The following is a 23981-nucleotide window of genomic DNA, read 5'->3' as shown; positions in this document are numbered from 1 at the left end:
GCTCCTTTTTTGTTCATGTTACATTAACTCATACGTGCTTTCATTTATTTGTTTAACGATTAGACCAAAAGGGAAGGCGATTTCTTTCAATGTTTCTTTGGGCGATCTATAATAAATGGTCCCGGTAATTTTGAGGTCCTTATCCACACTTTGTGCTACAGATAATTTAATTCCATACATTATGGAAATCTGTTGCACGGCTTCTGTCAGATCGGTATTTTTAAAATCGAGCTTTAGATTGTTACTTTGGATATTTTCATCGTGCCTGATGTTTACCACTGCTGATTTCAAATTACAGTTCCATTCGTCACCCGGCTTTAAAATGGTATTCCCCCTGTTTTTATAACTCATCCTAACCTTCCCTTCAAAGAGTGCTACTTTAGTTTGTTGGCTTTCCGGTACGGTTACCACATTAAAAAATGTTCCCAATACCTCCGTTTTAACATCCCCGCTGTTTACTATAAACCGCTTGCCATTGTGTTTTACTTTGAAAGTGGCATTACCGGTCAAAAACACGTTTCTATCTTTTGCCTCAAAATCACGAGGATATTTTAGTGTGCTGTGCGGGCCAAGTATAATGTTAGTGCCGTCATTTAGTTTTACTATTTTGGATGACTGTGTTGCTGCCACTTCCACGTAGTCTACCTGATCTGTATGATTAAGACGCGAGAATAGCAGTGGACCTAGTAATACAATGGCAACTGCCGCCGCTACTTTTAAAAATGTTCTGAAATGGAATGAATATTTTAGTTGCTTATTGATCCTGGCATATATCTTTTGTTGGATAACCAGTTCTTTCGCCTCATCAGGCCCCAATGCCGGATCGTCCACACCAGCTGCAATTTCTTCGCTGAAAAGCTGATCGTAGGCTTGTTGTAATTGGATTTTTTCCGCTGCGCTGAGCTTGCCTTCAACCTGCTTTTGAAGTAATCGTTCAAATATTTCTTTGTCCATATTACAAGGTGCCCTTTATATATATAATCAAAAAAAGGAGGGTATCCCCTACAAGGGATGAAAATAAATTTGAGTTTTTTCTCGAAATAGTATCTAATTTGCTGTCAATAAGCCGTATGAAAATTTGTAAACTATGATGGCCGGCTGCCTGAAGGAATCCATGGCAGAGAAAAATGAGGCTTATAGGGACAAGAAGATCAGCACGATGAGGTATCCCAGTCCGATCCGTATTTTTTTAAGAGCCCTGGTGATATGGATTTCGACGGTGTTTGGAGAAATGTTTAATTTGTTGGCGATATCTTTTACAGACAGGTATTCCTCCCTGCTTAATTTATAGACGTTGCGGCACTGGTCGGGCAGTTTTTCCACACAGGCATCTATCTGCAATTGTAACTGGCGCATGTCCAGGGATTGGTCTGCCGGTTCGGCTAATGGTTCTTCGTGGCTTATTCCGTCGATGCCGTCCTGCTGCTTCCGGGTTTGCAGGATTTTCAGTACAAGCCGGTAGGACGTGGTTGATAACCAACCTTTGATATGAGTACTTTCCAGTTTTTTTCTGTTTTCCCAGAAACGAAAGAAGGTTTCCTGAATAACGTCTTCGCTGTCCTCTTCGTCTTTCAGAATTTTGAACGCCAGGCGGTAGAGCGGTTTCCAGTATTTGGCATAAAATTGATCAAAAGCGGTTCGATCCCCTTCCCGGAGTTTCTTCAATAGTATCGCATCCGCCAAATCAACTGTCTCTGACATACCTGTAATTTCGCCTCAAAAGTAAGGGAGTCGTATTACCGGCGGAATAGGTTAATATTAACGTTGTATTAAAAAAAAGTCATATTAAAATCTCCTTTGAGGATAAAATAGTTATCTAAAACATCTATTAGGCCTATTAAGACATGTTATTCTCTAGATTTTCCTTCTTTTCCATTGTTTGTTCCGGTTCATCCTTTAGGGATATACGAATCAGAAAATGATGAGCTTATTCACGTATGGAATATAGGAAGATTTAGTTTTACCTTGTTGCTTCGGGGTTCGAATCGGAAATAGTTCCAGATTAAATCAAAGTGGTTCGATTCGGCTAAGGTCAAAATAATATAATATCATTGCTTACCCTAAAATGTATAAGGGATTAGTTGAAACGTATAAATCGGGTAGCGCTTTTAACCAGAACTTTGCTTTACAAATTAAAATATAAAGCAATGAAAAAGACAGTATTGATCACTGGTGCTTCGTCCGGGTTTGGAAAAGTAGCAGCTAAACTATTTGATACAAATGGCTGGAACGTGATCGCCACCATGCGTTCACCAGAAAAAGAAACAGAACTATCTACACTTAGCAATGTTTTTATTAGCAAACTAGATGTAACCGACAAGCTAAGCATACAAAACACGGTAGCAGCCGGCATTGAAAAATTTGGTAAAATTGATGTATTGGTTAATAATGCAGGTTACGGTGCGCTGGGTGCATTGGAAGCCGCTACCGAAGAACAGGCTAAACAACAGTTCGACGTAAATTTCTTTGGGTTGATAGAGGTGACAAAAGCTGTATTGCCCGGTATGAGGCAACACAGATCAGGCGTTATCATCAACGTTTCCTCGGTTGGTGGAAGAATTACCTTCCCGTTCTCCTCGCTTTATCATGCAACTAAATTTGCGGTAGAGGGTTTGACAGAATCTATACAGTACGAGTTAAATCCGCTTGGCATCCGCTTAAAAATAGTTGAACCGGGGGGCTATAAAACCGAGTTTGCCGGGCGCTCGATGACCCTTTTCAGTAATGATGGTTTGGATGAGTATCAACCCGCATTTAATAAATTCGCCGCCATGTTAGATGATTGGCCTATGTCTGAAAATATTGGCGAAGTAGCCGATGTCATTTATGAAGCAGCAACAGACGGCACTGAAAAGTTACGCTATCCTGTAGGCCATGATGCTGTGCAATTGATACAAACCAGGCAGCAAATGGATGATGTGGATTTTAAAAAAATGATGACCGCCCAAACAGGCATTTAAAAAAACCAATGGCTGCCCGCGCCAGGGCAGCCATATTTTATAGTAACTTTATAATAAAGTAACATCATGCCAGGTAAATACATTGATCTTCAATCTATCAGCGATCTGCACAGGCTGGTAAAATTCACGCCACCAAAACATCCCTTAATAAGCGTGATAGACCATGCGGATTTTTATAAAAAGCGCCCCAGGGATGATGCTTTTTATCGGTTTGGCTTTTATACCATTTCCTGCAAAAAATTCGAAGGCCTGTTAAAATATGGCAAAGGGCATTATGACTTCAACGAAGGTTCATTAATGTTCACCGCACCCGGACAAGTTATATCGGCAGGCCCCGATGTTACCGTTGATGAAGGTTGGGCGCTGTTCATTCACCCTGATCTGATCCATGGTACAGATTTGGGCAAGAAGATACATCAGTATTCCTTTTTTAATTATGAGATCAACGAAGCCCTCCATATTTCAGAAGAAGAAAAACTGATCATTAAAGATTGTGTAACAAAGATTGAAAGGGAGTATTCGCAAAATATAGATAAGCACTCGCAAGGCCTCATCGTTAGCAATATCGAACTCTTGCTAAATTACTGTAACCGTTTTTACGACCGGCAGTTTTACACCAGGGCAAAAGTTAATTCAGACGTGGTGCAACAATTTGAAAAATTGTTAAAAGATTACTTTTCGCAAGATAACCTCATTGAAACAGGCCTGCCAAATGTTAAATATTTTGCTTCACACCTCAACCTGTCGCCTAACTATTTGTCTGATCTTTTAAATAAATTTACGGGCAAAACCACGCAGGAACATATCCACCTGGAATTAATAGATAAAGCGAAATCGTTATTGTGGGGCACAAATAACTCTATCAGCGAAATTGCGTATGGGCTTGGTTTTGAACACCCTTCGCATTTTACAAAAATATTCAAATCAAAGACAGGAAAATCGCCAAGTGAGTACAGGCACCTGAACTAAATGGTAAGTAGTTCTTCGGCTAATTATCCTGCACTCTTTCTGTTCCGGCCCTCGCGCCGATGAATGGAAATGGTTCGAGATTTGTACAGTAACCACCACACATAACTTAGCCTCTTAGTATTCACTGAGAGGCTTTTTTGTGCGTTAAGGTATTATTTGAATCGCATTTAGTTTCTTTTTATACCGAATATTCCTTGCCTTGTATCAATCCTCACGCCTGGCTTTGTTGAAATCTTGAATTAGATATTAACTATTGATATGGGCTCTTCATGGTTTTCGCGTTCATAGGCAAAGTAAACATAGCTTTATTAAGCTTCATAGATTTAACCTCTATTGCTATACTTTCCATCGTCATTTGGGGAGTTTCCAGTATCATCTTTAAAGGAACAGCGTTAGCCTTTGAAAGGTAAGCATACCAATCTCCAAATTTGTGATTGACGAATAATTTACTATTAATCGGAAGCTTTGAGTTGAAATAATATTTTGCTGTTCCAGCTTTGGATGTCCAAACTAATTCATCACATATATATCCTAAAATGCTGATTGCCCCTTTATGTATCTCCACATTCGAGATTGTATCAATGTTAGCTCCTGCATCATTGTATAAAATGGCTTCTGAGCTAGCAATCTTACTGTAAAGTTTGTTTTCGTTGTTTATGTATAGTTGCCACAGAGCAAAAGTACCGTTGGTTTCAGACTTATATTCGCCATCCTTTATATACCAATTTTGCACGTCACCCAGCATCGAAGTCATTTGCTCATTTGTAAGCGATGGTGTCTTACTTTTAAATGTATTGTGGTAAACTACCTTGCCTTCAAAGAATTGAGCTGTTGCAAAGAAACAGGTAAAGGTAAAACTAAGTGTAATAAATATGGATTTCATTGTGTGATTTGGTTGTAAGTCTATTTGAGGTGTAATATAAATAAAACAATGAAGTAATTGTCTTAAGCTAATATTAGCGGGTAAGTTTTTCCTGATCTTCCCGGATGATTTGCGCAAACAGGGCGTTAAATAGATACCGCCTTATTGGTGCGAAAAATAGTAATCAAAGTAAAAAATTAAAATCAGCGTAAATTGTTATAAATTTCACCTAATGGACATATCACTTCTGCGCGTTTTGTTATGCCTTTTCGCAGGCATAGCTGTTATTGTTTTACTTACAGCCAAATACCGGGTACATGCTTTTTTTGCATTGATCATTGCCTGTTTCCTGGTTGGCCTGGGCGTTGGGATGCCTTTAGATACTGTACTCACAGCCATAAAGGATGGCTTCGGCAATATCCTAAAATCTTTAGGCTTAATAATAGTTTTGGGCACCACCTTGGGTGCTATATTGGAGTACACCGGCAGTACCCGTGTAATGGCCAATGCCATATTAAATAAAGTAGGCAAAAAACACTCCGATCTGGCCATGAGTCTCACCGGGTTAATTGTAGGTCTGCCTATATTTTGCGATTCGGGTTATATTGTGTTGAGTGGATTAAACAAGTCAATAGCCCGCAGCACAGGCATCTCTATCGTTATCATGTCGGTTTCATTGGCAACAGGTTTGTATGCGGTGCATTGTCTTATTCCGCCGCATCCGGGGGCATCAGCAGCTGCAGGCATCATTGGGGTTGATTATGGTAAGCTGATACTAATTGGCACACTCGTAGCCATACCGGCAATGCTGGCAGGTTATATGTGGGCTAATTACGCAGGCAAAAAAATCCCGAAACCAATCATACCCGACGAACCTGTTTTAGCAGATAACTCCGCCCGGCCATCAGCCGTAAAAGCTTTTATACCTGTGGTGGTACCTATTTTGCTCATCGCGTTAAAATCGTTTTTTGTAATAGAACCCACCGTGGCCAATAAATGGCTAACTATTCTCCTTTCATTAGGCGACCCATCCATTGCGCTCACTATAGGCATACTGCTCGCATTTAATACCACAAGGTTATGGACCAAAGCAACAGTATCTAACCTATTACAGGAAGGTGCCGAGAAAGCCGGTGGAATACTGGTAATTATAGGCGCAGGTGGGGCATTTGGTGCAGTATTAGCTGCCACTAAAATAGGCGGCCATTTAAGCGCGGCCCTGCCACTGGCAAGCATGGGGATTTTTTTCCCGTTCCTTATTACGTCTATCATTAAAACAGCGCAAGGTTCATCTACAGTGGCCATTATAACTGCCGCGTCAATAGTGTTGCCTTTAATGGGTTCGCTCGGATTAGATACCCCAACCGGGCATTTACTTTGTGTACTGGCAATGGGTGCGGGCTCAATGATGATATCGCATGCTAATGATGCTTACTTTTGGGTTATAGCGAAGTTCTCGGGTCTTGAAATGAAAACCATGCTGAGCGTATATTCAGTCGCAACAGTATTTATGGGATTAACATCCTTCGCCATTGTTTACATTCTTTCTTTTATATTATGATGCATATCCTCATTGCCCCAAATGCGTTTAAAAACAGCCTGACCGCAGAAGCTGCTGCAGAAGCAATTCGCGAGGGATTTGATCAAAGTGCTCTCAATTGTACAACCGAGTGCTTCCCTATTGCAGACGGTGGCGATGGTACCGCCGGGCTCATCATCAGTAAACTTAGTGGAAGTATTGTTCCTGTAACAGTCCAAGACCCTTTAGGGCGAATGATTGATGCTACTTTTGGCTTAGTAGATAACGGGCTAACCGCTGTTATTGAAATGGCCGATGCATCGGGACTGCGGCTTTTAAAGCAGGATGAATTAGATCCGTTATCAGCAACAACGTACGGTACCGGTCAAATGATAATAAAAGCCCTTGATATGGGCGTAAAGAAAATAGTTATTGCCATGGGCGGCTCGGCTACCGTAGATGGTGGTATCGGCATACTATCGGCCCTGGGCATTAAATTCATGGGTGATAAAACCGAACTGAACGATCTGCCAAAAAACCTGTCTGGTTTAACCAGTGTTGATATTTCCGGGTTAGATGCCAGGATAAGTAACTGCGAAATAATTGTTCTTTGCGATGTGGATAATAAATTATTAGGCGATGCTGGCGCAGCAGCTGTATTTGGCCCGCAGAAAGGTGCCACACCCGATGAGGTAAAGCTTTTAGATGAAGGGCTAACTCAATTAAGCAATGTTGCTTTAAAAGAGTTAGGTAAAGATATGGCCATTATAAAATATGGCGGCGCAGCGGGCGGTGCATCTGCTGGGGTATATGCATATCTGAATGCTAAGCTGGTAAACGGTATAGATTATTTTATGGATATAACTGGATTTGATGATGCGCTTGCAAAGGCTAATTTGGTTATTACCGGCGAAGGCAGCATAGATGAGCAAACCTTGCAGGGGAAAGGCCCATTTGGTGTAGCCAGCAGGGCAAAAGCTAAAAATATCCCGGTAATAGGTATTGCAGGCAAGATCCCCCTCCAATCTAACGAAAAATTACACCGGTACTTTAAAGTGTTATTAGCAATAGGCAATGAACCCACCGATACACCCGCTGCCTTGAATCGCACAGAGGAGAATTTAACACGGACCGCCATACAAATAGGTCAACTTATTAAGATGAGCGGCTCCTAGTACCCCTTTCCATAAATAGTCGTCGTCAATAGGACACCAAGTAAATGGAAGAAGAAGGAAATCAAAAGCGGTCATCTCAGCCGATAAAGGCTGAGATGACCGGAATTCAATTTATTTACCGGAGCTATTTAAATGTTAGTTCAAGCAGGGATATTACCAATTATCTGTCCGGAAAGGTGTAACCGGTAAGCCCTCGGTATTGTAAAGGTCTCCAACAATCCAGTCTTTAAAACCGTATCTTACCGCTACCGGGGTTTTTACCTTTTCACTCTGAACGGTTACCCCGTTGCCGGTTATTTTTGCCTTGGCAGGGTAATAAACCCGGTCATCACCGGCTATTTCAAATGCCAGTAGGTCTTTGCCAAAACTGGTCAATCCGTTTGGAGTAGCATCGAAATTGATAAAGGCATTACTGGCCGTAACCTTCATCGATTTATAAACCGGGCTTTGGTAATTCAGACCTTTTTTACCGTACGTATTTGCTAATGCCCAATAAGCCAGCCGCTTGCTTATGGGTAATTTGTCGGGCGGATGAATGGACTTTTCGCTACCCAGGTCCATGGTCACTGCCATGCCGGAGTTAGGAATTTCGGCCATAGCTTTTTGCTGCGCTTCCCGTAAATACGCGGCCAAACCCTGTTTATCTTTGAGAGTATAGGTGTATGGGGCAATTTGTACATAATAAAACGGCCATTCCCCCATTTGCCAAATTTTGCGCCATTCGTTAACCATCGCCGCCAGCAACCGGTCGTATTGCTGGTAATTGATGCGATTTTGCTCGCCCTGGTACCAAATTACGCCTTTAATACCGTAGCCCACAACAGGATTGATCATGGCATTAAACAGCACGGTGGGGTCATTTTTATTAATCACCTTAGCCGTATCCGGCGCCATTTTAATTTCCGGGAACTCTTTCAGGCTGGCTTGATCCATCCAGGCCTCAACCATGGTACCTCCCCATACTGACATGATGACGCCCACAGGAACTTTTAACTTTTCCTGCAAAATTTTAGCGTACATGTAGCCTACTGCGCTAAAATCCTTAACGCTTTGCGCATTGGCCTCTTCCCAGGGTGTGGCTTTACAATCATTTTGCGGGGAGCGGGACGAAGCCCTTTCCAGGCGAAACAACCTGATATTTGAATTTTCGGCATCCAGGAGCAAGTCGCTGCTGTTTAATACCGGCTGATTGCCGAATCCCTTCACGGGCATTTCCATGTTTGACTGGCCCGAACATACCCACACTTCACCAATCAGTATATTTTTCAAGACCAGGGATTGTCCGTCATTAAAACTCACTTCATAAGGGCCGCCCGCTTTAGGGGTTTGCACCAGAAGGCGCCAGGTGCTATCCTTTTTAGCCCAAACTGTGTATAGCTTGTGGTTCCATGAAGTAACAATGGTCACTTTTGCATTTACCCGGGCCTTGCCCCATAAAGGCACCTGCTTGTTTTGCTGCAGCACCATATTATTACCAATAACAGCCGGCAAAATAACTTTGGCAAATGCGCTGCCGCTGATTAACAGGAAGACACAAAGGATAAATTTGGTGTATCTTATTTTCATATTTTCATCAAACGTATAGATCCGGTATTAATACTAAATGGTTTTCTTCCTCCGGGAAACTGCTTAATTAAGTTTTCCTGAGGAATTTGGGAGATCGTTCTGCCCGAATTAATGCGTATAACTTTTTAAAAGTTCAAAAAAACCGATATCCTCCAGGTCTGTCTTTAGTTGATTGTACCCTTCGTCGGTAAGCGCGGTAAGCGGTAACCTTGGGCTGCCCATGTCCATACCCAGCATATGCATAATAGCCCGTTGCGCGGCTATAGATGGATGCTTAATAATGCATCTGATAAAATCAACCACCTTTAATTGCAGGGCACGGGCTTCGTTATGTTTGCCTGCATGATACAGCTTAATAATGTCTAAATAAACCGGCGCGGCAAAAGTATAGGTGCTGCCAATAGCACCTTCGGCACCTACAGCTAAGGCTGGTAACAGCATTTCATCGTAACCAAATAACACTTCAAACCGGCCATTTTTAAAGTTCAGGCAAGCCTGGTATTCATGCAGGGTTGAGGCCGTATATTTAATGCCCGCCAGGTTTGGGATACTTTTTTCGCCCAACCGTAAAAACTCTACCATATCCATACCCACACCGGTTAAGGTTGGCATGTGGTAATAATAAAATGGCAATTCAGGAGCGGCGGAGGCAACCCCGGCCATACAATCCACAAGATTCTGTACCGATACCGGCTTAAAATAAAACGCGGCTACAGCTGATATAGCGTCGGCACCAATGGATACCGCGTGTTTGGCCAGCTTTTTACATTCTTCAATGGACGTATGCCCCACATGCACCATTACCAAAATTCGTTTTGCCGCAGCAGCCACATAAGCTTCGGCAACAGCCATTCGTTCTTCAACCGTCAGGTTGGGGCCTTCACCATTAGTACCGCAAATATATACCCCGGAAACTCCGTCAGCAATCAGTTTATCTACCAGCACCGGTATTAAGTCTTTATTCAGTGAGCCATCTTTATGGTAGGCTGCAAAACTTGCCGCAACAATTCCCTTGATTTTCATATGTAATTAATAATATAATTTGTAATTTCTAAACAGCCTATACGGCACTACCGCTAATAATTAATGAGTTAAATGGATATGGATCATCTATCCGCTTCAAAAGCTTTTACTTCGTCAAATTTTGTATGACCACGTACCAACCTGCCTAAGCGGGGCCGGCGATCATTATAAACTTCAATGGCATCAGCATCGGCATAACGCAAAAACAGGATTCGCCTGTCGCGGTCTGTAGAATAGTTCCCGTCAGATTTATGCAGCATCCAGCAGTTGAAGATCAGCGAGTCGCCTGCTTTCATTTCCATCGGTACAGCCAAATTATCATCAGCCTCCACCACAATCTCTGATTGGCTTTTCTTTTGATCCTCATCCTGCTTAACCTTAATCTGACCTTGCTTATGGCTTCCGGGTATAAGCCATAAACAGCCGTTGCCCCGGTCGGTATCATCAAGCGCGGTTAATGTAGTTAAGGCGTTGTAGGGTTCCAGTTCGCCATAGCCATTGTCCTGGTGCCATCCAAACGGCTTGGTATTGCCCTTCATTTTAAAAGTAAGCTGCGAAGTTGCTCCTTTAATATTTGGCCCAATAATTTGGGTAGCGATGTCAACTAACGGCCCTTCGAAATAATAATCGCGCACTGATGGCGCCTGGTGATGTATATTCACCAGCAAGGAGTTTTGTAACCAGCTTTTATCAGGATCAAAACCCTCTTTCTCTTTATCCCAGGCGGCCATACATTCCCTGCGCACCTGGTCAATTCCCTCTTGCTTTAAAATCCCTTTAATAACCAGGAAGCCGTCTTCATTATAAGCATGAAGTTCCGCGTCTGTCAGCTTCCTGTAGTTAAATAACTCTTCCTTTTTCATTATTTGTAACTGATATGGCAATTATTAATAACCTGGTGTTTGCGTAAGATTGGCATTGGCAGCTAATACGGTGGTGGATAACGGCCAAAATAAAGGCGTAGTTTTCCCCTTAAGATTTGGCACATAAGTATAGGCGTTAATTGTACCGCCAAAATGGAACCGTACAATATCATACCATCGTTTATTCTCAAAGAACAGTTCGCGGCCACGCTCATCAAAAATGGCCCGCTCTACGGTGGCCTTGTCTGTAGCACCGGTATAATTACCATTGCCGGCCCTTACCCTTACTTTATTCAAATATTCAATGGCTTTGGTTGTATTATTAATGCCTGCATAAGCTTCGGCTTCCAATAAGTAAATATCAGCCAGGCGCCACATGATCAGGTCATTATCTGACACGCGGTCGTCAACATATTTTGTGCCGGGCATTTTAGTGATCCAGGCGCTTTTTTTCACGGTACCCTGGCGCTCGATAATAAATGTATACGGAACACGCTTATCATTAGTAAGCCCGCTAAACAACTGACGGCTTTGCAAACTGATCTGGTAAGCGCCCAGCCCGTTTGATGAGGTAACTACATATGGAATGCTATCCAGGTTAGTGGCATTGGATATCGCCGTTAAAAATGGCAGTGCATTTGACCCGTAATTGGCGCCTGTTTCGTCGCGATTATAATAAGCCGACATAATGACTTCGGCATTTGCACGGGTAGTGGTTACGTCCTTAAAGTTTGGCAACAAACTTACACCTGTAGCCTCCAGGGCTGCACCCGCGGTGATGGCATCATTAAAATCGGTTGCTCCGCCGGTTAAAACTTTGGCGCTCCATACTTTGGCCTCTGTTTTAAGCGCTAGTGCTGCACCATATGAAAAACGATACTTGTTCTGGTATGTTTTATCAGGAAACAGGCTGATGGCCATATCCAGATCCGCGAAGATCTGCTTCATTACATCGGCCGCTTTGGCCCTGGGTAACAACGGCACATTATCATCAGTGATGGCTTGCAGCATCAGCGGCGTATCGCCCACTACCCTTACCAAAAAGAAGTAAGTATATGCACGCTGGCAAAGGGCCTCGGCTTTCAGCTTGTTTTTTAAAGTGGTATTTGTGAATGCGAACGGCTCAATCTTATCAAGCAGTAAGTTAACATTGCCTATAGCCTTATATTGGCCATTGTAGTTAATAGCACCAACTGTTGGGCTAAGTATTTGTGACCATGCGGTTGTTAAACGCGTTGTTGTGCCATTGATCAATTCCTCACTGCGTTCGTCGCCATATAAAAGGGAATTGGCAAATGCGCGGATGGAGGTGTAAGTACCGATAACGTAAGGTTCAAAGTCTGTTTCATTTTTGAAATAAACCTGTTCGGTAATCTGTGATTTCGGAGTCACCTCCAATAGTTTATTACATGATGTAAAACTTACTCCCATTAAAACAATAACAGTGGTAATAATATAAATCTTTTTCATAATGCTTATAATTAAAATCTGATTGATGCGCCTAAAGTAAATTGCCTTGCACGTGGGTAACCACCCGGATCAAAGCCGGTTGTTACCTCTGGGTTTAAGCCTTTATAGGCGGTAATGTACCCCAGGTTGTTGCCGCTTACAAAAATTGTAAGGCTGGTTGCTTTAATTTTTGAAAGTATATGCTTAGGCAGGTCATAACTCAGGTAAACTTCGCGGAGAGCCAGGAAGTCGCCTTTACTGATCAGGGTAGACACATCCGCGCTATACGCACTTCCGGTACCTACATCTGCAGCGGCCTGGCGGATAAAATTCTTTTGTCCAAAATCGGCATCGCCAAATGAGAAGCGGGCATATTTTTTTCCTACGTCTCCTGGTTTTTGCCAGATATCGGGGCCAAGTGCTTCTACAGGTGCGCCCTCGTTATAAGCACGACCCTGTCCTAACTCACGCCCAAGGGAACCGTTATCGATCATGTTACCCAGCGAAAAATCAACGTTCACACGCATGGAAAAGCTTTTATAATTGAAAGTGTTTTGCATGCCACCTGTGCGGTTGGGCGTTTTATATCCCATTTTAATCAGGTCGCGGCTATCAATGATACCGTCGTTATTAAGATCGGCGAACTGGTAGTCACCGGCATGTTTACCAACAGCAATGCCCGATGGGGTAGCTATCCTGTCCACGTGCGTTGCAGACCAGGCCAGCGCTTCTTCTTCTGTGGAAAACACTTTTTCAACCTTCCAGGCATAATAAGCAAACGGACGCTCACCTTCGGCATAACCGCCAACTTCAATTTCTTTGCCGCTGTTTGGATCTATTACAACACCTCCGCCCTGGCGGTTTTTGTCACGGCCGTTAAACGGTAATGAGATAACCTTTTGCGCATTATATGCAAACGATAAATTGGTGCGCCAGTTAAAACTTCCGGCACGTATAACCGTTGCTCCCAGTTCAATCTCAATCCCCTTATTTTGTATGGTACCGTTGTTAAATTTGATGCTTGAAAACGGAGCTTCGGCAGGTAGTGGTTTCGAATCAAGCCTATCCTTCGTTAATTTGTTATAAAAATCTACCGTTAAACTGATCCTGTCATTTAAAAAACCGGCATCTACAGCAATATCTGTAAGTTGGGTGGTTTCCCATTTCAGATTTGGGTTTGATAAGTTGGCCCGTTGTATACCCGAAAGCTGGTTATAAACATTATCTGTATAACCGCCATAGGTATCGGTATAACTAAGATCATTTCCGCCGGCCGTACCCCAGCTGCCACGTAACTTCAGGCTGCTCACCGATTTATTTTCTTTCCAGAATGATTCTTTATGAATATTCCAACCTACCGATGCAGATGGAAAAGTACCATACTTATAGGCTGGAGCAAAGTTGGAGAACCCATCGCGCCTTATTACTGCGTTCAACAGGTATTTGGATTTGTAATCATAGCCAAGCTGACCGAAAAAGCTGGCCGATTTCGATTCGCTTAAGCTGGTGCCAAAGTTGGTTACATTAGTAACCGTTACTCCGTTTACAGTAGTTACCGGTGGCTCTGTAATGGTAGTAATATAATCATTTGTACCACGCTGCGAACCAATATCTATTACGTTACCTGTGTTGCGGGTGTAGTTAAAACCAGCCAAAACCATAAAGCTATGATCCTGCTTGTAAGTATAATCATACTGTAAGATCTGATCGATCATGAGTTGGCGGGTATTGTTCACGTTTTCAGTTTTTAAGCGGGAAGTGGCAAACTGGATAGGATCAGGAAACGCTTTTCGTGAAAACAAGGCGGTATTATCGGTAATCAGGTAAGATAATGCCGGCCTAAAGTGTAAGCCTTTAAGAATGTTCCAATCTGCATCAACCTTAGAGGCTACCCGCTCAGTAGATAGCTGGGTATTATCATAAGCCAGGGTATGGAACCGGTTGCGGGTAGTAAGATTTTCACCCGTTGCCGGCGTGCCATCGTCTTTAAAGATACGGATGAGCGGGGTTATACGGGTAGCCCTAACCAGATCATTTGTATAAGCAGCTACGTAATTTGGCAATACATTAGAGTAGTTTAACATTGCATTAATTTGCAGGTTATTGGTCGCTTTAAAAGCAAAATTCCCTAGGCCACTGTAACGCTTATAGTTTGTGCCCACAAAAGTACCCGCCTGGTTAATGTAGTTGAACGATACATTATAGTTAGCCGTTTGGCTACCGCCATCAACACTTAAATTGTAGTTGTTCGTCATCCCGGTATTCCAAAGCTGGTCCTGGTAATGGTTATCAGCAAATAACAGCTTGGTGCCCGGGTTAATAGGATCATCCATTGTTTCCCAGCCCCTGGCAAGCAAATTATCTACATAAGCCTGGCCTTCTATTGCAACTATGTTTGAATACAAAGCTGTAAGGTTGGTGCTTACACCATACTGCCCTTTAGCTGTATAAACTTTTGTACCCGCGCTAAAGCCACCGTTATTAAGCAGGGCATTTTTATCTATCCCATCAAAAGTATTTTTAGCAGTTGTACGGGCGAGTGTAAGATAATCACGTGCGCTCAGGTAATCTTGCTGACCTGTAGGCACCTCCCAGTTGGTACGGTAATTAAAGGTAACGTTGGCTTTACCCGAGCCAAATTTGCCGCCTTTGGTTTTAATAACAATAACGCCATTAGCCCCGCGTGCACCATAAATAGAAGTAGAAGCCGCATCCTTCATCACCTGTAATGATTCGATATCATCCGGGTTAATGTCTTTCATAGGGCGGAAGATGCCATCTACAATAACTAGTGGACTTGCTGCATCAGAATTCAATGTAGGGTCGCCACCTGAGTTGCCCACGCCCGAGCCATAAACATTTAGCTTAGAGCCGCCGCGAATAATAATATTGGCAGGTGCTGATCCCGGCTGTCCATTTGAGATTGGTATGGAAACACCGGCGATTTTGCCCTGCAAAGCATTAATTGGCGAAGCATTGGCCGTATTAACCAATTGCTTAGGATCGATCTTAGAGATTGCCGCGGTATTTTTTTCGCGCGTTTGTTGTGAGTAACCCACTACTACAACCTCCGAAAGCGACTTATTATTGGCAGCCATGGTTACATTGAGTGTAGCACGTCCTTTTAAGGGGATTTCCTGCCGATCATAACCGATGAACGAAAACACAAGAGTAGCATCTGACGATGGCACTTTTAAGGTATACTTACCGTCAATACTTGTGATGATGCCCATCGTTGTCCCTTTAACGGAAACACTGACTCCGGGCAATGTTTCATTTTTTGTGCCGTCGGTGACAATACCTGAAACGGTAAAACTGCCCGACTGTGCGTTCGCCTGCCCAATGGCGAGACTACAGATCAGTAGCCATAAATAAATAATTTTTCTTTTCATAACTTGTAGTTTAGTAGTGATGTACTACATATTGGTGGTTTATAATTAGGTGTTGGTTAATTAGTTGTTTATGAAAAAATGGCTATTAAGGTTTCATCAACCCGTCCAAACTGAGTGTTTTAAAGGCAATGCCTTCATATGGTTTTAGGATGCCGGCTTCATAAAAACAGGCAACCTGGCCATGATAAACCGCGATATCTGAATAAGCGGAAGGGCCGGCATGGATCACCACACTGTTCAGCCAGGTCTGTCCATCGTCAAGGCTCACTCTTAAGGTCATATTTTCACGGGCCTTTTGGCTGGCCGGGTTACTGAATAGAAGTATCGATTTCTTTTTTGATAAAGAATAGTTAAGCAAACTTCCCTGGCAAATAGGTTCATTGAGAACCGTATCCGTCTGCACATCGCCCCAGTCTTGCCCGCCGTTGGTACTGATGGCGGTAAGGCGGGTTTTATGATTCCGGTCGCTATTGCGCATATTGAGCATCAGTTTTCCGCCGGATAATTCAGCTACTGTTGTTTCATTGGTTTTGTCTTGCGGCGTATTTGTTCCAAGTTTCCAGTTTTGGCCATGATCGTCTGAATAAATCACATGGGCAAAGTTCTTACTCGTCGCACTTTCTATATGGTTCACCGGCACAACCAGGCGTCCCTTATTTTTGCCTTTGGTAATCTGTACACCATGGCAGGGCCCGGTCGCATACCAGGTCCAGCCCGGTAATTTAACTTGCGGTGTTATCTCCCGTGCCCCTGACCAGCTCTTACCCTCATCGGCAGAACTAAGCACGTATACATGGCGGCCATCTTTACTGGTTTGGCCTATAATTTCTTTTTCATGATCTGTGCCTAAATTCCAGGTACTGATGAGCAGGATTTTCCCGGTAATCGCATCCTGGATAGGCACCGGGTTGCCGCAGGTATTGGTCGAATCGCTCCAAACTACTTGCAAAGGGCTCCAGGTAGCACCGCCGTCGGCAGACCGGCGCAATACCAGATCAATGTCTCCTGAATCGCCGCAGTTGTTTTTGCGCGCTTCAGCAAAGGCCAGTAAAATACCGTTTTTGGTTGTCAGCAAAGCCGGGATCCGAAAACAAGCGTAGCCGTTATCTCCTGGTTTATAAATATAGTTTAATGCTGCCGGGTCTGGCATTACGCCGTCCTTAGTAAAGGCTCGACAATTTTGATGAATTAATAAAAATACGCAACATACCAGCATTGATACATATGCAATATGTTTGGTTGTTTTAGACGGAATAGGCATAAAGGGTTGATAATTGGTGATTACTAAACAAATGTAATTATAAAGTTATTATGTAGTACATAAAAATAATATTTATTTTTATGTACTATGATTCATGTGTGTTAAGCACAAGATTTATCCTATAAAATTTAATTATTTAAAATAACCTAATGGAATTGTTAATAACCGATGGGCTCAGTTGCACCATTCAAAATCCAGGGCAGGTTAAATTTGTGAAACTGGATGGACCGGTGTCCTGTGGAATCGCTAATGGTCGAATCTGTGTTATATTCCATTAGTGCGCCTGTCATCAGATCGGCAGTTTTAACCAGGCTGGTATAACCGCCTAACAGCCCGGTACCATTTTGGGGTATAGCACGGGCAATAGCCCAACTTCCACCTTCATCATAAGTTATTCTGATGGTTGGCCATCTTCTTTGCGTTTGACTGTTAGAGTTCATAAAGAAAATGCGGTTTGGTTGCGGATCATTATATCTGATGGTGGAAGCCTGGCAACGCGGGTCGGGCAGCTCAGTATCATTAGCAAAAGCGTTTGTCCAGCTACCTATCTGTCCGGTAGATACCCTGCGATAAAGGTCAGATGTAGTTGACCTGTCGTTCCTTATGAGCGTGCCGTTTAACTTTTCAACTATTGTTCCTTCACTGGTGGTGCCCGGTATTGTGCTGTAGGCCCAGGTGGCTCCATTATCATCACTGTAAATATTTCTGCCAATGGCAGGGATAATTAAACGGTTGGCATTGGGGCTATGTGTTTTTTGAACACCAATTCCCGGCCCCATTGCATCCCATTTGTAAGTTGCGGGCAACAAAGTGCTGGTTAAATCTATTGGTGCAGACCAGGCTGTTCCGTCCTGATCATAAGTACTGTAGCAGGCATATACCCTGCGCTGCCCCCAGGCGTTAATAGGATTAAGGCCGCCTGCGCCGCTTTGGCTGTGGTTGGCATCATTCCATGACATAAACAACCAAATTTTACCATCTGTTTGGTTAACAACCAGGGTTGGGTTCCCCCAGGTATCCGCTACATTGGCCCCTGTAATTGTTTGGAGGGCCCCCCATGTGCCGCCGTTTGTGGTAGAGCGTTTGCACACCACATCTATATTACCATAATCGCTGTTAAAGCTTTTGCGGCCTTCGCAAATAGCTATTAATGTTCCTTTCTTACTGCGGATGATGGATGGGATACGGTAAGTATGATAACCGGAAGTGCCGCCTGTAAACAAATTTATTGGGGTAGCGTAAATTGGAGATGCTTGTATTTGTAATGCATTAGCACCCTCATATATATCAGGTGCCAATGTAGTATCCTGGCTCATATTTTTTTTGCAGGATATTAACAACAGTGATCCTCCTAAAAACAAAGCTACAGCAAAATAGCAAAACAGCGGGTGCACACTTACAGTAAAATGCTTTTTCATTTTTTAATTTTAATGGTTAATAATTGGCAGAGCAAATAGGAATTGCTAAATCAAATATATAATTATGTTCTACATAATAACAAATTTATTTTTTATTTTTGTTTAACCATTATTAACAAATATGAAAATCTCTTTTATTATCTCCGTACTGGCCATTATGCTGATTTCCAATGCACAGTTAAAAGCACAAAGTATTATTCCACTATACCAGGTCATTCCCAATTCTAAAAAAAATGTTGTTAAAGAAGTTAATGACACCACCTCCAAACGGGGCAAGGTTAGCAACGTGGTAGACCCTACGCTAACCGTTTATTTACCGCAGAACCCTAAACCGAACAGCATGGCTGTGATCATATGCCCGGGAGGCGGCTATAGCTATCTTGTTGTAAATGGCGAAGGAGCCGATGTGGCCCGCGCTTTTAATGCAAGGGGTATTGTGGCTTTCGTTTTAAAATACCGCCTGCCAAGTGACTTGATCATGCAAAATCGCGAGATCGGCCCTTTACAGGATGCACAGCGTGCGCTACAAATAGCCCGGACCCGGGCTGCAGAATGGCATATCGACCCTGCTAAAATCGGGATAATGGGCTTTTCCGCGGGCGGACATTTGGCTTCTACTTTAGCCACTCATTATCAAAAGGCGCTGATAGATAACCCCGATAACGTCAGCCTGCGTCCGGATTTTGCGTTGCTGCTTTACCCGGTGATCACTTTTCAGGATAGTATTTTGCATAAGGGATCTAAAAAGGCCCTGATCGGTGAAAACGCCAGTCCCGAAAAAGTAAAGGAATACTCAAATGAACTCCAGGTCACCAGCGATACACCCCCTACTTTTTTGGTAGCGGCATCCAATGATAAGGTTGTACCGGTAGCGAACAGCATTAATTATTATATCGCGTTGCAAAAACATGGCGTTAAGGCAGAAATGCATATCTATCAGGAAGGGGGCCACGGTTTCGGCCTTAACAATCCTACAACCAAAGATAAATGGATAGACCATTGTTATAACTGGTTAATTGCTAATCACTTCACGAATTAATAGCATGGCGGGGCTCATCCGGGAGCATGAAAAAACGCAATATTGGTTCTTTTCAATTGATCAATAAGTTTGGGTATTTTAATTTGATTACCGGTTTAATCATCTATTATGGTAAGCTTAGATCTTGCTTTGCCGCATACAATTGTAATATCAGCAATTGCGGCGTTTGATTATTTAAAAAATCATCTCCTAAAATATTTATGAACAGATGCGTCATTTACTTTTGTTCTACATAATAATTACGTATAATTGATAAACTAAGGGATTCTAAAAAATGGATGTGGGAAATTTAAGCAAAGATCTGGAGCGTATTTCAACCGAAACAATGGCAGACATTGTTGAATTACGGTTAAGGGAATTTTTCAAAAAGAAATCTTTTAAACCTGGTGATGCCTTACCAAAAGAGATGGAACTGGTGGCGGCCTTAGGTGTAAGCCGCAATGTTGTGCGCGAAGCTTTGAGCCGTTTACGCATGCTGGGAATGATTGAAACCCGAAAAAAACGTGGCATGCTGCTGGCCCGCCCGGACATCCTGGGAACTTTTGAGCGTGTGCTGGACCCACTGATCATTGACGAACATATCTTACAAGACCTTTTTGAACTGCGCCTGGTATTGGAAATGGGTTTGGCCGACCTCCTGTTCCTGCGTAAAACAGATAAGGATATTGCTGAACTGGAAAAAATAGCACTGAACGAAAGCCATGACGGCGTTAAAAAATTCAGGGTTAAAAACGAGATCGCCTTTCATGGTAAATTATATGAAATGACTGGTAATGATACCTTAAAACGTTTCCAGGTAATGTTGCTGCCTGTTTTTGGTTATGTTACCACCATGGAAAAAGGGGAATATACAGTCGGCAAAACTACCCACCTCGATTTGGTTAACATTCTGAAAACGGGAACTAAAGAAGATTTTAAGGCCGGTATGTACGCGCATTTGCTACCACACTTTGAAACCCTGAATAAAAAATAGGATCCTTTTCATCCCGCCGCTTCATAAACATTTCTATTCTACTTCCCTCCCGGAACACGATACCGCTATTGCATTGTTCTAAAATATTTTAATAATATATGTACTACATAATTACTTTATAATTATCTTTGTTACATAAACCTGCCAGCCCACCAATGGCTTAGATGTGATGAAGGAAAAATTAACTGCTAAAAATTTAAAGGGTAACTGGGCAACTTTATTATTGCCTGTAAATGCTGATGATACTTTTAATTATCAAAAGCTGGCTGATGAAATAGATATACTGATTGCTGCCGGGGTTGATGGCATTTATTCAAACGGCACGGCTGGCGAGTTTCATAACCAAACAGAAGCTGAATATGATAGTATTAACCAGATACTGGCTGAAAAATGTTTAGCAGCAGAAATGCGTTTCCAGGTTGGGGCAGGCAGTACATCGCCCATAATTTCTCTTGAACGATTAAAACGGGCGGTAGAGCTTAAGCCGGATGGTATTCAAGTGATTTTACCTGATTGGGTAACTGTTACCAATACCGAATTAATAGATTATCTGCAAAAGCTTGCGGAAGCTGCCGGTAATATCCCTTTAATATTATATAACCCGCCACATGCAAAAAGGGTTTTGCAGCCATCTGATTACCAAATTATTAAACAAATACCGCAAATAATAGGCGTTAAACTATTAAGCCACGATGGAGCATGGATAGAGGAGATGAAGCACTTCGCATCACATTTATCCGTTTTTGTACCCGGCCATTTTTTGGCAAGCGGTGTAAAAAGCGGGATAGCATCCGGAGCGTATTCAAATGTAGCCTGTATCAACCCCAAAGCCGCGCAAAAATGGTGGGCAATGATGCATACCGATATTGACAATGCGCTAAAAATACAATGGGATATATTAACCTTTTTTTCGGCTGTTATTACGCCGCTGCAACAGAAGGGCTATTCAAACCCCGCGCTTGATAAGTTTTTGGCCGCAGTTGGCGGGCATTATCAAGTTGGTACACGTTTGCGCTGGCCCTATAAATGGATACCAGACACTGAGGTGGCTGCCGCTCAGGAAAAGGCCAGGGAACTAATCCCCTATTTTTTTTGATTCAAGCAATGAAGTTTAGTTTATTATTTATCACTTGTCTGTCTATGTCTGTATTAACAGCCGCACAATCCGTTAAAAAAGTTGTTCAATTAACCTGGGGCGAGTTACCCCAGATCCCCGATAAGTTTGGTTTTGCAGGGTCATTTGCGGGGCAGTCAAATGGTGCGCTCATTGTAGCCGGCGGAGCAAATTTTCCGGATGGCGGCGCACCGTGGACGGGTTCAAAAAAAATATGGACCGATAAAATATTTGTGCTGGATAGCCCGAAAAGTAAATGGAAAGTTGCCGGTAAACTGCCGCAACCTATAGGCTATGGCGTTTCTGTAAGCTATGGCGAAAAACTGCTGTGCATTGGCGGTAGTAACGCCGAAGGGCACCTTTCAACCGTATATATCATTAGTTACGCAGGCAAAAAGATCAGGATTGAAAGCGGCCCCCAATTGCCACAATCGCTGGCAAACTCTTGTGGAGTTATCATTGGGCATAAGGTGTATATAGCCGGTGGATTGCTAACGGCTGATGCTAAAAGCACGGCGAATATCTTTTGGTCACTTGATTTAGATAAACCTGAAGCGGCATGGCAAAACCTGGATACCTGGCCCGGCCCGGCACGAATGCTGAGCCTTGCAGGAACGGATGGTAAAGCTTTTTACCTTTTTAGCGGCGCTGATCTGGAAGAAAAAAATGGAACCGCGCACCGTCGTTATTTGAATGACGCTTATAAATATATCCCCGGCAAGGGATGGAAAACACTGGCCAATCTGCCATGTGCAGTGGTAGCGGCGGCTGGCCCAGCGTTAAATATCAAAGGGAATGAATTATTGATATTTGGGGGAGACGATGGTAAATTGGCCGATGATGCCGCCAGCCTGAAAGAAAAGCATCCCGGGTTTTCAGATAGAGTATTGAGCTATAACATAGCTGCTGATACCTGGTCGCAACCGTTTAAAATCAAAACCGATATAAAAGCTGATGTTGCAACAAACCCAAACGGGAGTGTGTTAGCGCCGGTAACTACCAGCGTGGTCATGTGGCGCGGCTACCTGGTGTTCCCAGGGGGCGAAGTAAGGCCGGCGGTACGTACGCCAAGGGTATTAACCGTAAAAGTTAAATAAAATTCAACAGCATAAAATGGAATTAAAAAACACCAGGCCGGCAGGCTGGTTTTACCCCTGGGCTATTGTAGGAATACTGTGGCTGGTCGCTTTTTTAAATTACTTCGACCGTAACCTTATCGCATCCATGCGCGACCCAATTGTGGCCGAGTTTACTTTAACTGATGCCCAGTTTGGTTTGCTGACTACCATGTTTTTATTATCATATGGGATATTAAGTCCGCTTGGAGGATACCTGGCTGATACATACGGGCGTAAGCGCATTATTATATTCAGCGTATGCGTATGGTCGGCGGTAACGTTGTGGACTGGCTTTGTTCATTCTTTTTCTGAGATGCTGGTGGCCCGCGTAATAATGGGCATTAGCGAGGCCTGTTATATTCCGGCAGGGCTGGCCATGATAGCTGATTATCACAAGGGCAAAACACGTTCGTTAGCAACGGGGCTGCACATGAGCGGCCTGTATGCGGGCCAGGCACTGGGCGGCGTTGGTGGTTATATGTCTATGCATTGGGGCTGGCGTTACGGCTTCCAGGTAATTGGTTTATTCGGTATCATCTATGGAATTATACTCATCTACTTTTTGCGCGATAATAAAAATAAACAGGCTGATGAGTTTGTATCTAAAGATGCAACACCAGTAAAGGAAACCCGCCTGGGCTTGTTCCAAACTATCCGGATGTTGATCTCTGAAAAATCCTTTTTAGTGCTGATGTTTTACTTTTGTGTGTTGGGAATTGTTAACTGGATGATCTATGGTTGGTTGCCTACCTTTTTTAAAGAACACTTTATGCTTGGTTTGGGCAAGGCAGGTTTTTCGGCAACAGGCTATGTACAAGTGGGTTCGTTTATAGGCGTGGTACTGGGAGGCATCCTGGCCGATAGATGGTATAAGTCAAATAAACGGAGCCGGTTGTATCTCATCATCATTGGCTTTAGCATAGGCGCGCCCTGTTTGTTTCTAATGGCATCCACGCATTTTTTCCCTCTCGCCATTGTTGCTATGATGGTTTATGGGTTGGCACGTGGCTTTAATGACGGTAACCTGATGCCGATACTTTGCCAGGTGATTGATGGTAAGTACATTGCCACCGGTTACGGCTTCCTGAATTTTTTAAGCACCATCATTGGCGGCACAATGGTATATATTGGTGGCATGATGATGGATGCACATATCAGTCTATCCATTATTTACCAGGTATCGGCGGTATTTATGGTGATAGCGGCCTGGTCGTTACTAACGGTAAAAATTAAGCAAGTGGATTAACAAGATCTGCCGGCATCGCTTCAGAGGCCGGGCA

Annotated in this window: 19 protein-coding genes; 9 read left to right on the top strand and 10 right to left on the bottom strand. The window is 43.1% G+C overall.

What is annotated here, in order from left to right:
* Nucleotides 1-18: 18 nt before the first annotated feature.
* Nucleotides 19-954 (bottom strand): FecR family protein, encoded by a 936-nt coding sequence (locus WC743_RS19690; RefSeq protein WP_373014772.1) that lies wholly within the window; start codon nt 952-954, stop codon nt 19-21.
* A gap of 180 nt (nt 955-1134) precedes the next feature.
* The gene (locus WC743_RS19685; RefSeq protein WP_373014770.1) at nt 1135-1701 is read right to left on the bottom strand and encodes an RNA polymerase sigma factor; all 567 of its coding nucleotides are present in this window, start codon (nt 1699-1701) and stop codon (nt 1135-1137) included.
* A 446-nt stretch (nt 1702-2147) separates the two neighbouring features.
* On the opposite strand from WC743_RS19685, the gene WC743_RS19680 reads away from it, so the two are divergent.
* Entirely contained in the window at nt 2148-2960 is an 813-nt protein-coding gene (locus tag WC743_RS19680) for an SDR family oxidoreductase (protein WP_373014768.1), read from the top strand.
* Between the two features lie 66 nt (nt 2961-3026).
* A complete protein-coding gene (locus WC743_RS19675) occupies nt 3027-3929 on the top strand; it encodes a helix-turn-helix domain-containing protein (protein WP_373014766.1) in 903 nt (300 codons plus the stop codon).
* Between the two features lie 250 nt (nt 3930-4179).
* Here WC743_RS19675 and WC743_RS19670 read toward each other — a convergent pair whose 3' ends face one another.
* Complete coding sequence (locus tag WC743_RS19670) at nt 4180-4812, bottom strand: hypothetical protein (RefSeq protein ID WP_373014764.1); 633 nt, start codon at nt 4810-4812, stop codon at nt 4180-4182.
* 211 nt (nt 4813-5023) lie between these two features.
* Between WC743_RS19670 and WC743_RS19665 the strand changes: the two genes are divergently transcribed.
* Both WC743_RS19665 and WC743_RS19660 read left to right on the top strand, forming a co-directional pair.
* Nucleotides 5024-6352 carry a GntP family permease gene (locus tag WC743_RS19665; protein ID WP_373014762.1) on the top strand — a complete coding sequence of 443 codons (1329 nt, stop codon included), beginning with the start codon at nt 5024-5026 and terminating at the stop codon, nt 6350-6352.
* Entirely contained in the window at nt 6349-7485 is a 1137-nt protein-coding gene (locus WC743_RS19660; RefSeq protein WP_373014760.1) for a glycerate kinase, read from the top strand. The genes WC743_RS19665 and WC743_RS19660 overlap by 4 nt, the downstream gene beginning before the upstream one ends.
* Nucleotides 7486-7638: 153 nt before the next feature.
* Here WC743_RS19660 and WC743_RS19655 read toward each other — a convergent pair whose 3' ends face one another.
* The 7 genes from WC743_RS19655 to WC743_RS19625 form a co-directional block, all read right to left on the bottom strand.
* Entirely contained in the window at nt 7639-9051 is a 1413-nt protein-coding gene (locus WC743_RS19655; protein ID WP_373014758.1) for a sialate O-acetylesterase, read from the bottom strand.
* Nucleotides 9052-9159: 108 nt separating this feature from the next.
* Nucleotides 9160-10074: a dihydrodipicolinate synthase family protein gene (locus WC743_RS19650; protein WP_373014756.1), complete on the bottom strand. Its 915-nt coding sequence runs from the start codon at nt 10072-10074 to the stop codon at nt 9160-9162.
* 83 nt (nt 10075-10157) lie between these two features.
* The gene (locus WC743_RS19645; protein WP_373014754.1) at nt 10158-10937 is read right to left on the bottom strand and encodes a phytanoyl-CoA dioxygenase family protein; all 780 of its coding nucleotides are present in this window, start codon (nt 10935-10937) and stop codon (nt 10158-10160) included.
* Between the two features lie 24 nt (nt 10938-10961).
* The gene (locus tag WC743_RS19640) at nt 10962-12407 is read right to left on the bottom strand and encodes a RagB/SusD family nutrient uptake outer membrane protein (RefSeq protein WP_373014752.1); all 1446 of its coding nucleotides are present in this window, start codon (nt 12405-12407) and stop codon (nt 10962-10964) included.
* A gap of 11 nt (nt 12408-12418) precedes the next feature.
* Complete coding sequence (locus WC743_RS19635; protein WP_373014750.1) at nt 12419-15778, bottom strand: SusC/RagA family TonB-linked outer membrane protein; 3360 nt, start codon at nt 15776-15778, stop codon at nt 12419-12421.
* A gap of 85 nt (nt 15779-15863) precedes the next feature.
* Complete coding sequence (locus tag WC743_RS19630) at nt 15864-17039, bottom strand: exo-alpha-sialidase (protein WP_373014748.1); 1176 nt, start codon at nt 17037-17039, stop codon at nt 15864-15866.
* 158 nt (nt 17040-17197) lie between these two features.
* Nucleotides 17198-18457: an exo-alpha-sialidase gene (locus tag WC743_RS19625; protein WP_373014746.1), complete on the bottom strand. Its 1260-nt coding sequence runs from the start codon at nt 18455-18457 to the stop codon at nt 17198-17200.
* Between the two features lie 121 nt (nt 18458-18578).
* On the opposite strand from WC743_RS19625, the gene WC743_RS19620 reads away from it, so the two are divergent.
* The 5 genes from WC743_RS19620 (at nt 18579) to WC743_RS19600 (ending at nt 23947) form a co-directional block, all read left to right on the top strand.
* Nucleotides 18579-19496, top strand: coding sequence for an alpha/beta hydrolase (locus tag WC743_RS19620; RefSeq protein ID WP_373014744.1), 918 nt, complete (start codon nt 18579-18581; stop codon nt 19494-19496).
* A gap of 274 nt (nt 19497-19770) precedes the next feature.
* On the top strand, nt 19771-20469 hold the full coding sequence (locus WC743_RS19615; RefSeq protein ID WP_373014742.1) for a FadR/GntR family transcriptional regulator: 699 nt from the start codon (nt 19771-19773) through the stop codon (nt 20467-20469).
* A 169-nt stretch (nt 20470-20638) separates the two neighbouring features.
* Nucleotides 20639-21565 (top strand): dihydrodipicolinate synthase family protein, encoded by a 927-nt coding sequence (locus WC743_RS19610; RefSeq protein ID WP_373014740.1) that lies wholly within the window; start codon nt 20639-20641, stop codon nt 21563-21565.
* A gap of 44 nt (nt 21566-21609) precedes the next feature.
* Entirely contained in the window at nt 21610-22680 is a 1071-nt protein-coding gene (locus WC743_RS19605) for a galactose oxidase (protein WP_373014738.1), read from the top strand.
* A gap of 16 nt (nt 22681-22696) precedes the next feature.
* Nucleotides 22697-23947, top strand: coding sequence for an MFS transporter (locus tag WC743_RS19600; protein ID WP_373014736.1), 1251 nt, complete (start codon nt 22697-22699; stop codon nt 23945-23947).
* Nucleotides 23948-23981: the final 34 nt, after the last annotated feature.

It is taken from the genome of Mucilaginibacter sp., from assembly GCF_041660805.1.
In the GTDB taxonomy this organism is placed as follows: domain Bacteria; phylum Bacteroidota; class Bacteroidia; order Sphingobacteriales; family Sphingobacteriaceae; genus Mucilaginibacter.
This window is presented reverse-complemented; position numbering and strand designations above follow the sequence as displayed.

Bases quoted from the DNA above. Each gene is read 5' to 3' on its own strand.
- WC743_RS19625 (WP_373014746.1), bottom strand. From the start codon at position 18,457: ATGAAAAAGCATTTTACTGTAAGTGTGCACCCGCTGTTTTGCTATTTT.
- WC743_RS19680 (WP_373014768.1), top strand. From the start codon at position 2,148: ATGAAAAAGACAGTATTGATCACTGGTGCTTCGTCCGGGTTTGGAAAA.
- WC743_RS19615 (WP_373014742.1), top strand. From the start codon at position 19,771: ATGGATGTGGGAAATTTAAGCAAAGATCTGGAGCGTATTTCAACCGAA.
- WC743_RS19600 (WP_373014736.1), top strand. From the start codon at position 22,697: ATGGAATTAAAAAACACCAGGCCGGCAGGCTGGTTTTACCCCTGGGCT.
- WC743_RS19670 (WP_373014764.1), bottom strand. From the start codon at position 4,812: ATGAAATCCATATTTATTACACTTAGTTTTACCTTTACCTGTTTCTTT.
- WC743_RS19620 (WP_373014744.1), top strand. From the start codon at position 18,579: ATGAAAATCTCTTTTATTATCTCCGTACTGGCCATTATGCTGATTTCC.
- WC743_RS19665 (WP_373014762.1), top strand. From the start codon at position 5,024: ATGGACATATCACTTCTGCGCGTTTTGTTATGCCTTTTCGCAGGCATA.
- WC743_RS19675 (WP_373014766.1), top strand. From the start codon at position 3,027: ATGCCAGGTAAATACATTGATCTTCAATCTATCAGCGATCTGCACAGG.
- WC743_RS19690 (WP_373014772.1), bottom strand. From the start codon at position 954: ATGGACAAAGAAATATTTGAACGATTACTTCAAAAGCAGGTTGAAGGC.
- WC743_RS19640 (WP_373014752.1), bottom strand. From the start codon at position 12,407: ATGAAAAAGATTTATATTATTACCACTGTTATTGTTTTAATGGGAGTA.
- WC743_RS19650 (WP_373014756.1), bottom strand. From the start codon at position 10,074: ATGAAAATCAAGGGAATTGTTGCGGCAAGTTTTGCAGCCTACCATAAA.
- WC743_RS19655 (WP_373014758.1), bottom strand. From the start codon at position 9,051: ATGAAAATAAGATACACCAAATTTATCCTTTGTGTCTTCCTGTTAATC.
- WC743_RS19685 (WP_373014770.1), bottom strand. From the start codon at position 1,701: ATGTCAGAGACAGTTGATTTGGCGGATGCGATACTATTGAAGAAACTC.
- WC743_RS19610 (WP_373014740.1), top strand. From the start codon at position 20,639: ATGAAGGAAAAATTAACTGCTAAAAATTTAAAGGGTAACTGGGCAACT.
- WC743_RS19660 (WP_373014760.1), top strand. From the start codon at position 6,349: ATGATGCATATCCTCATTGCCCCAAATGCGTTTAAAAACAGCCTGACC.
- WC743_RS19605 (WP_373014738.1), top strand. From the start codon at position 21,610: ATGTCTGTATTAACAGCCGCACAATCCGTTAAAAAAGTTGTTCAATTA.
- WC743_RS19630 (WP_373014748.1), bottom strand. From the start codon at position 17,039: ATGCCTATTCCGTCTAAAACAACCAAACATATTGCATATGTATCAATG.
- WC743_RS19635 (WP_373014750.1), bottom strand. From the start codon at position 15,778: ATGAAAAGAAAAATTATTTATTTATGGCTACTGATCTGTAGTCTCGCC.
- WC743_RS19645 (WP_373014754.1), bottom strand. From the start codon at position 10,937: ATGAAAAAGGAAGAGTTATTTAACTACAGGAAGCTGACAGACGCGGAA.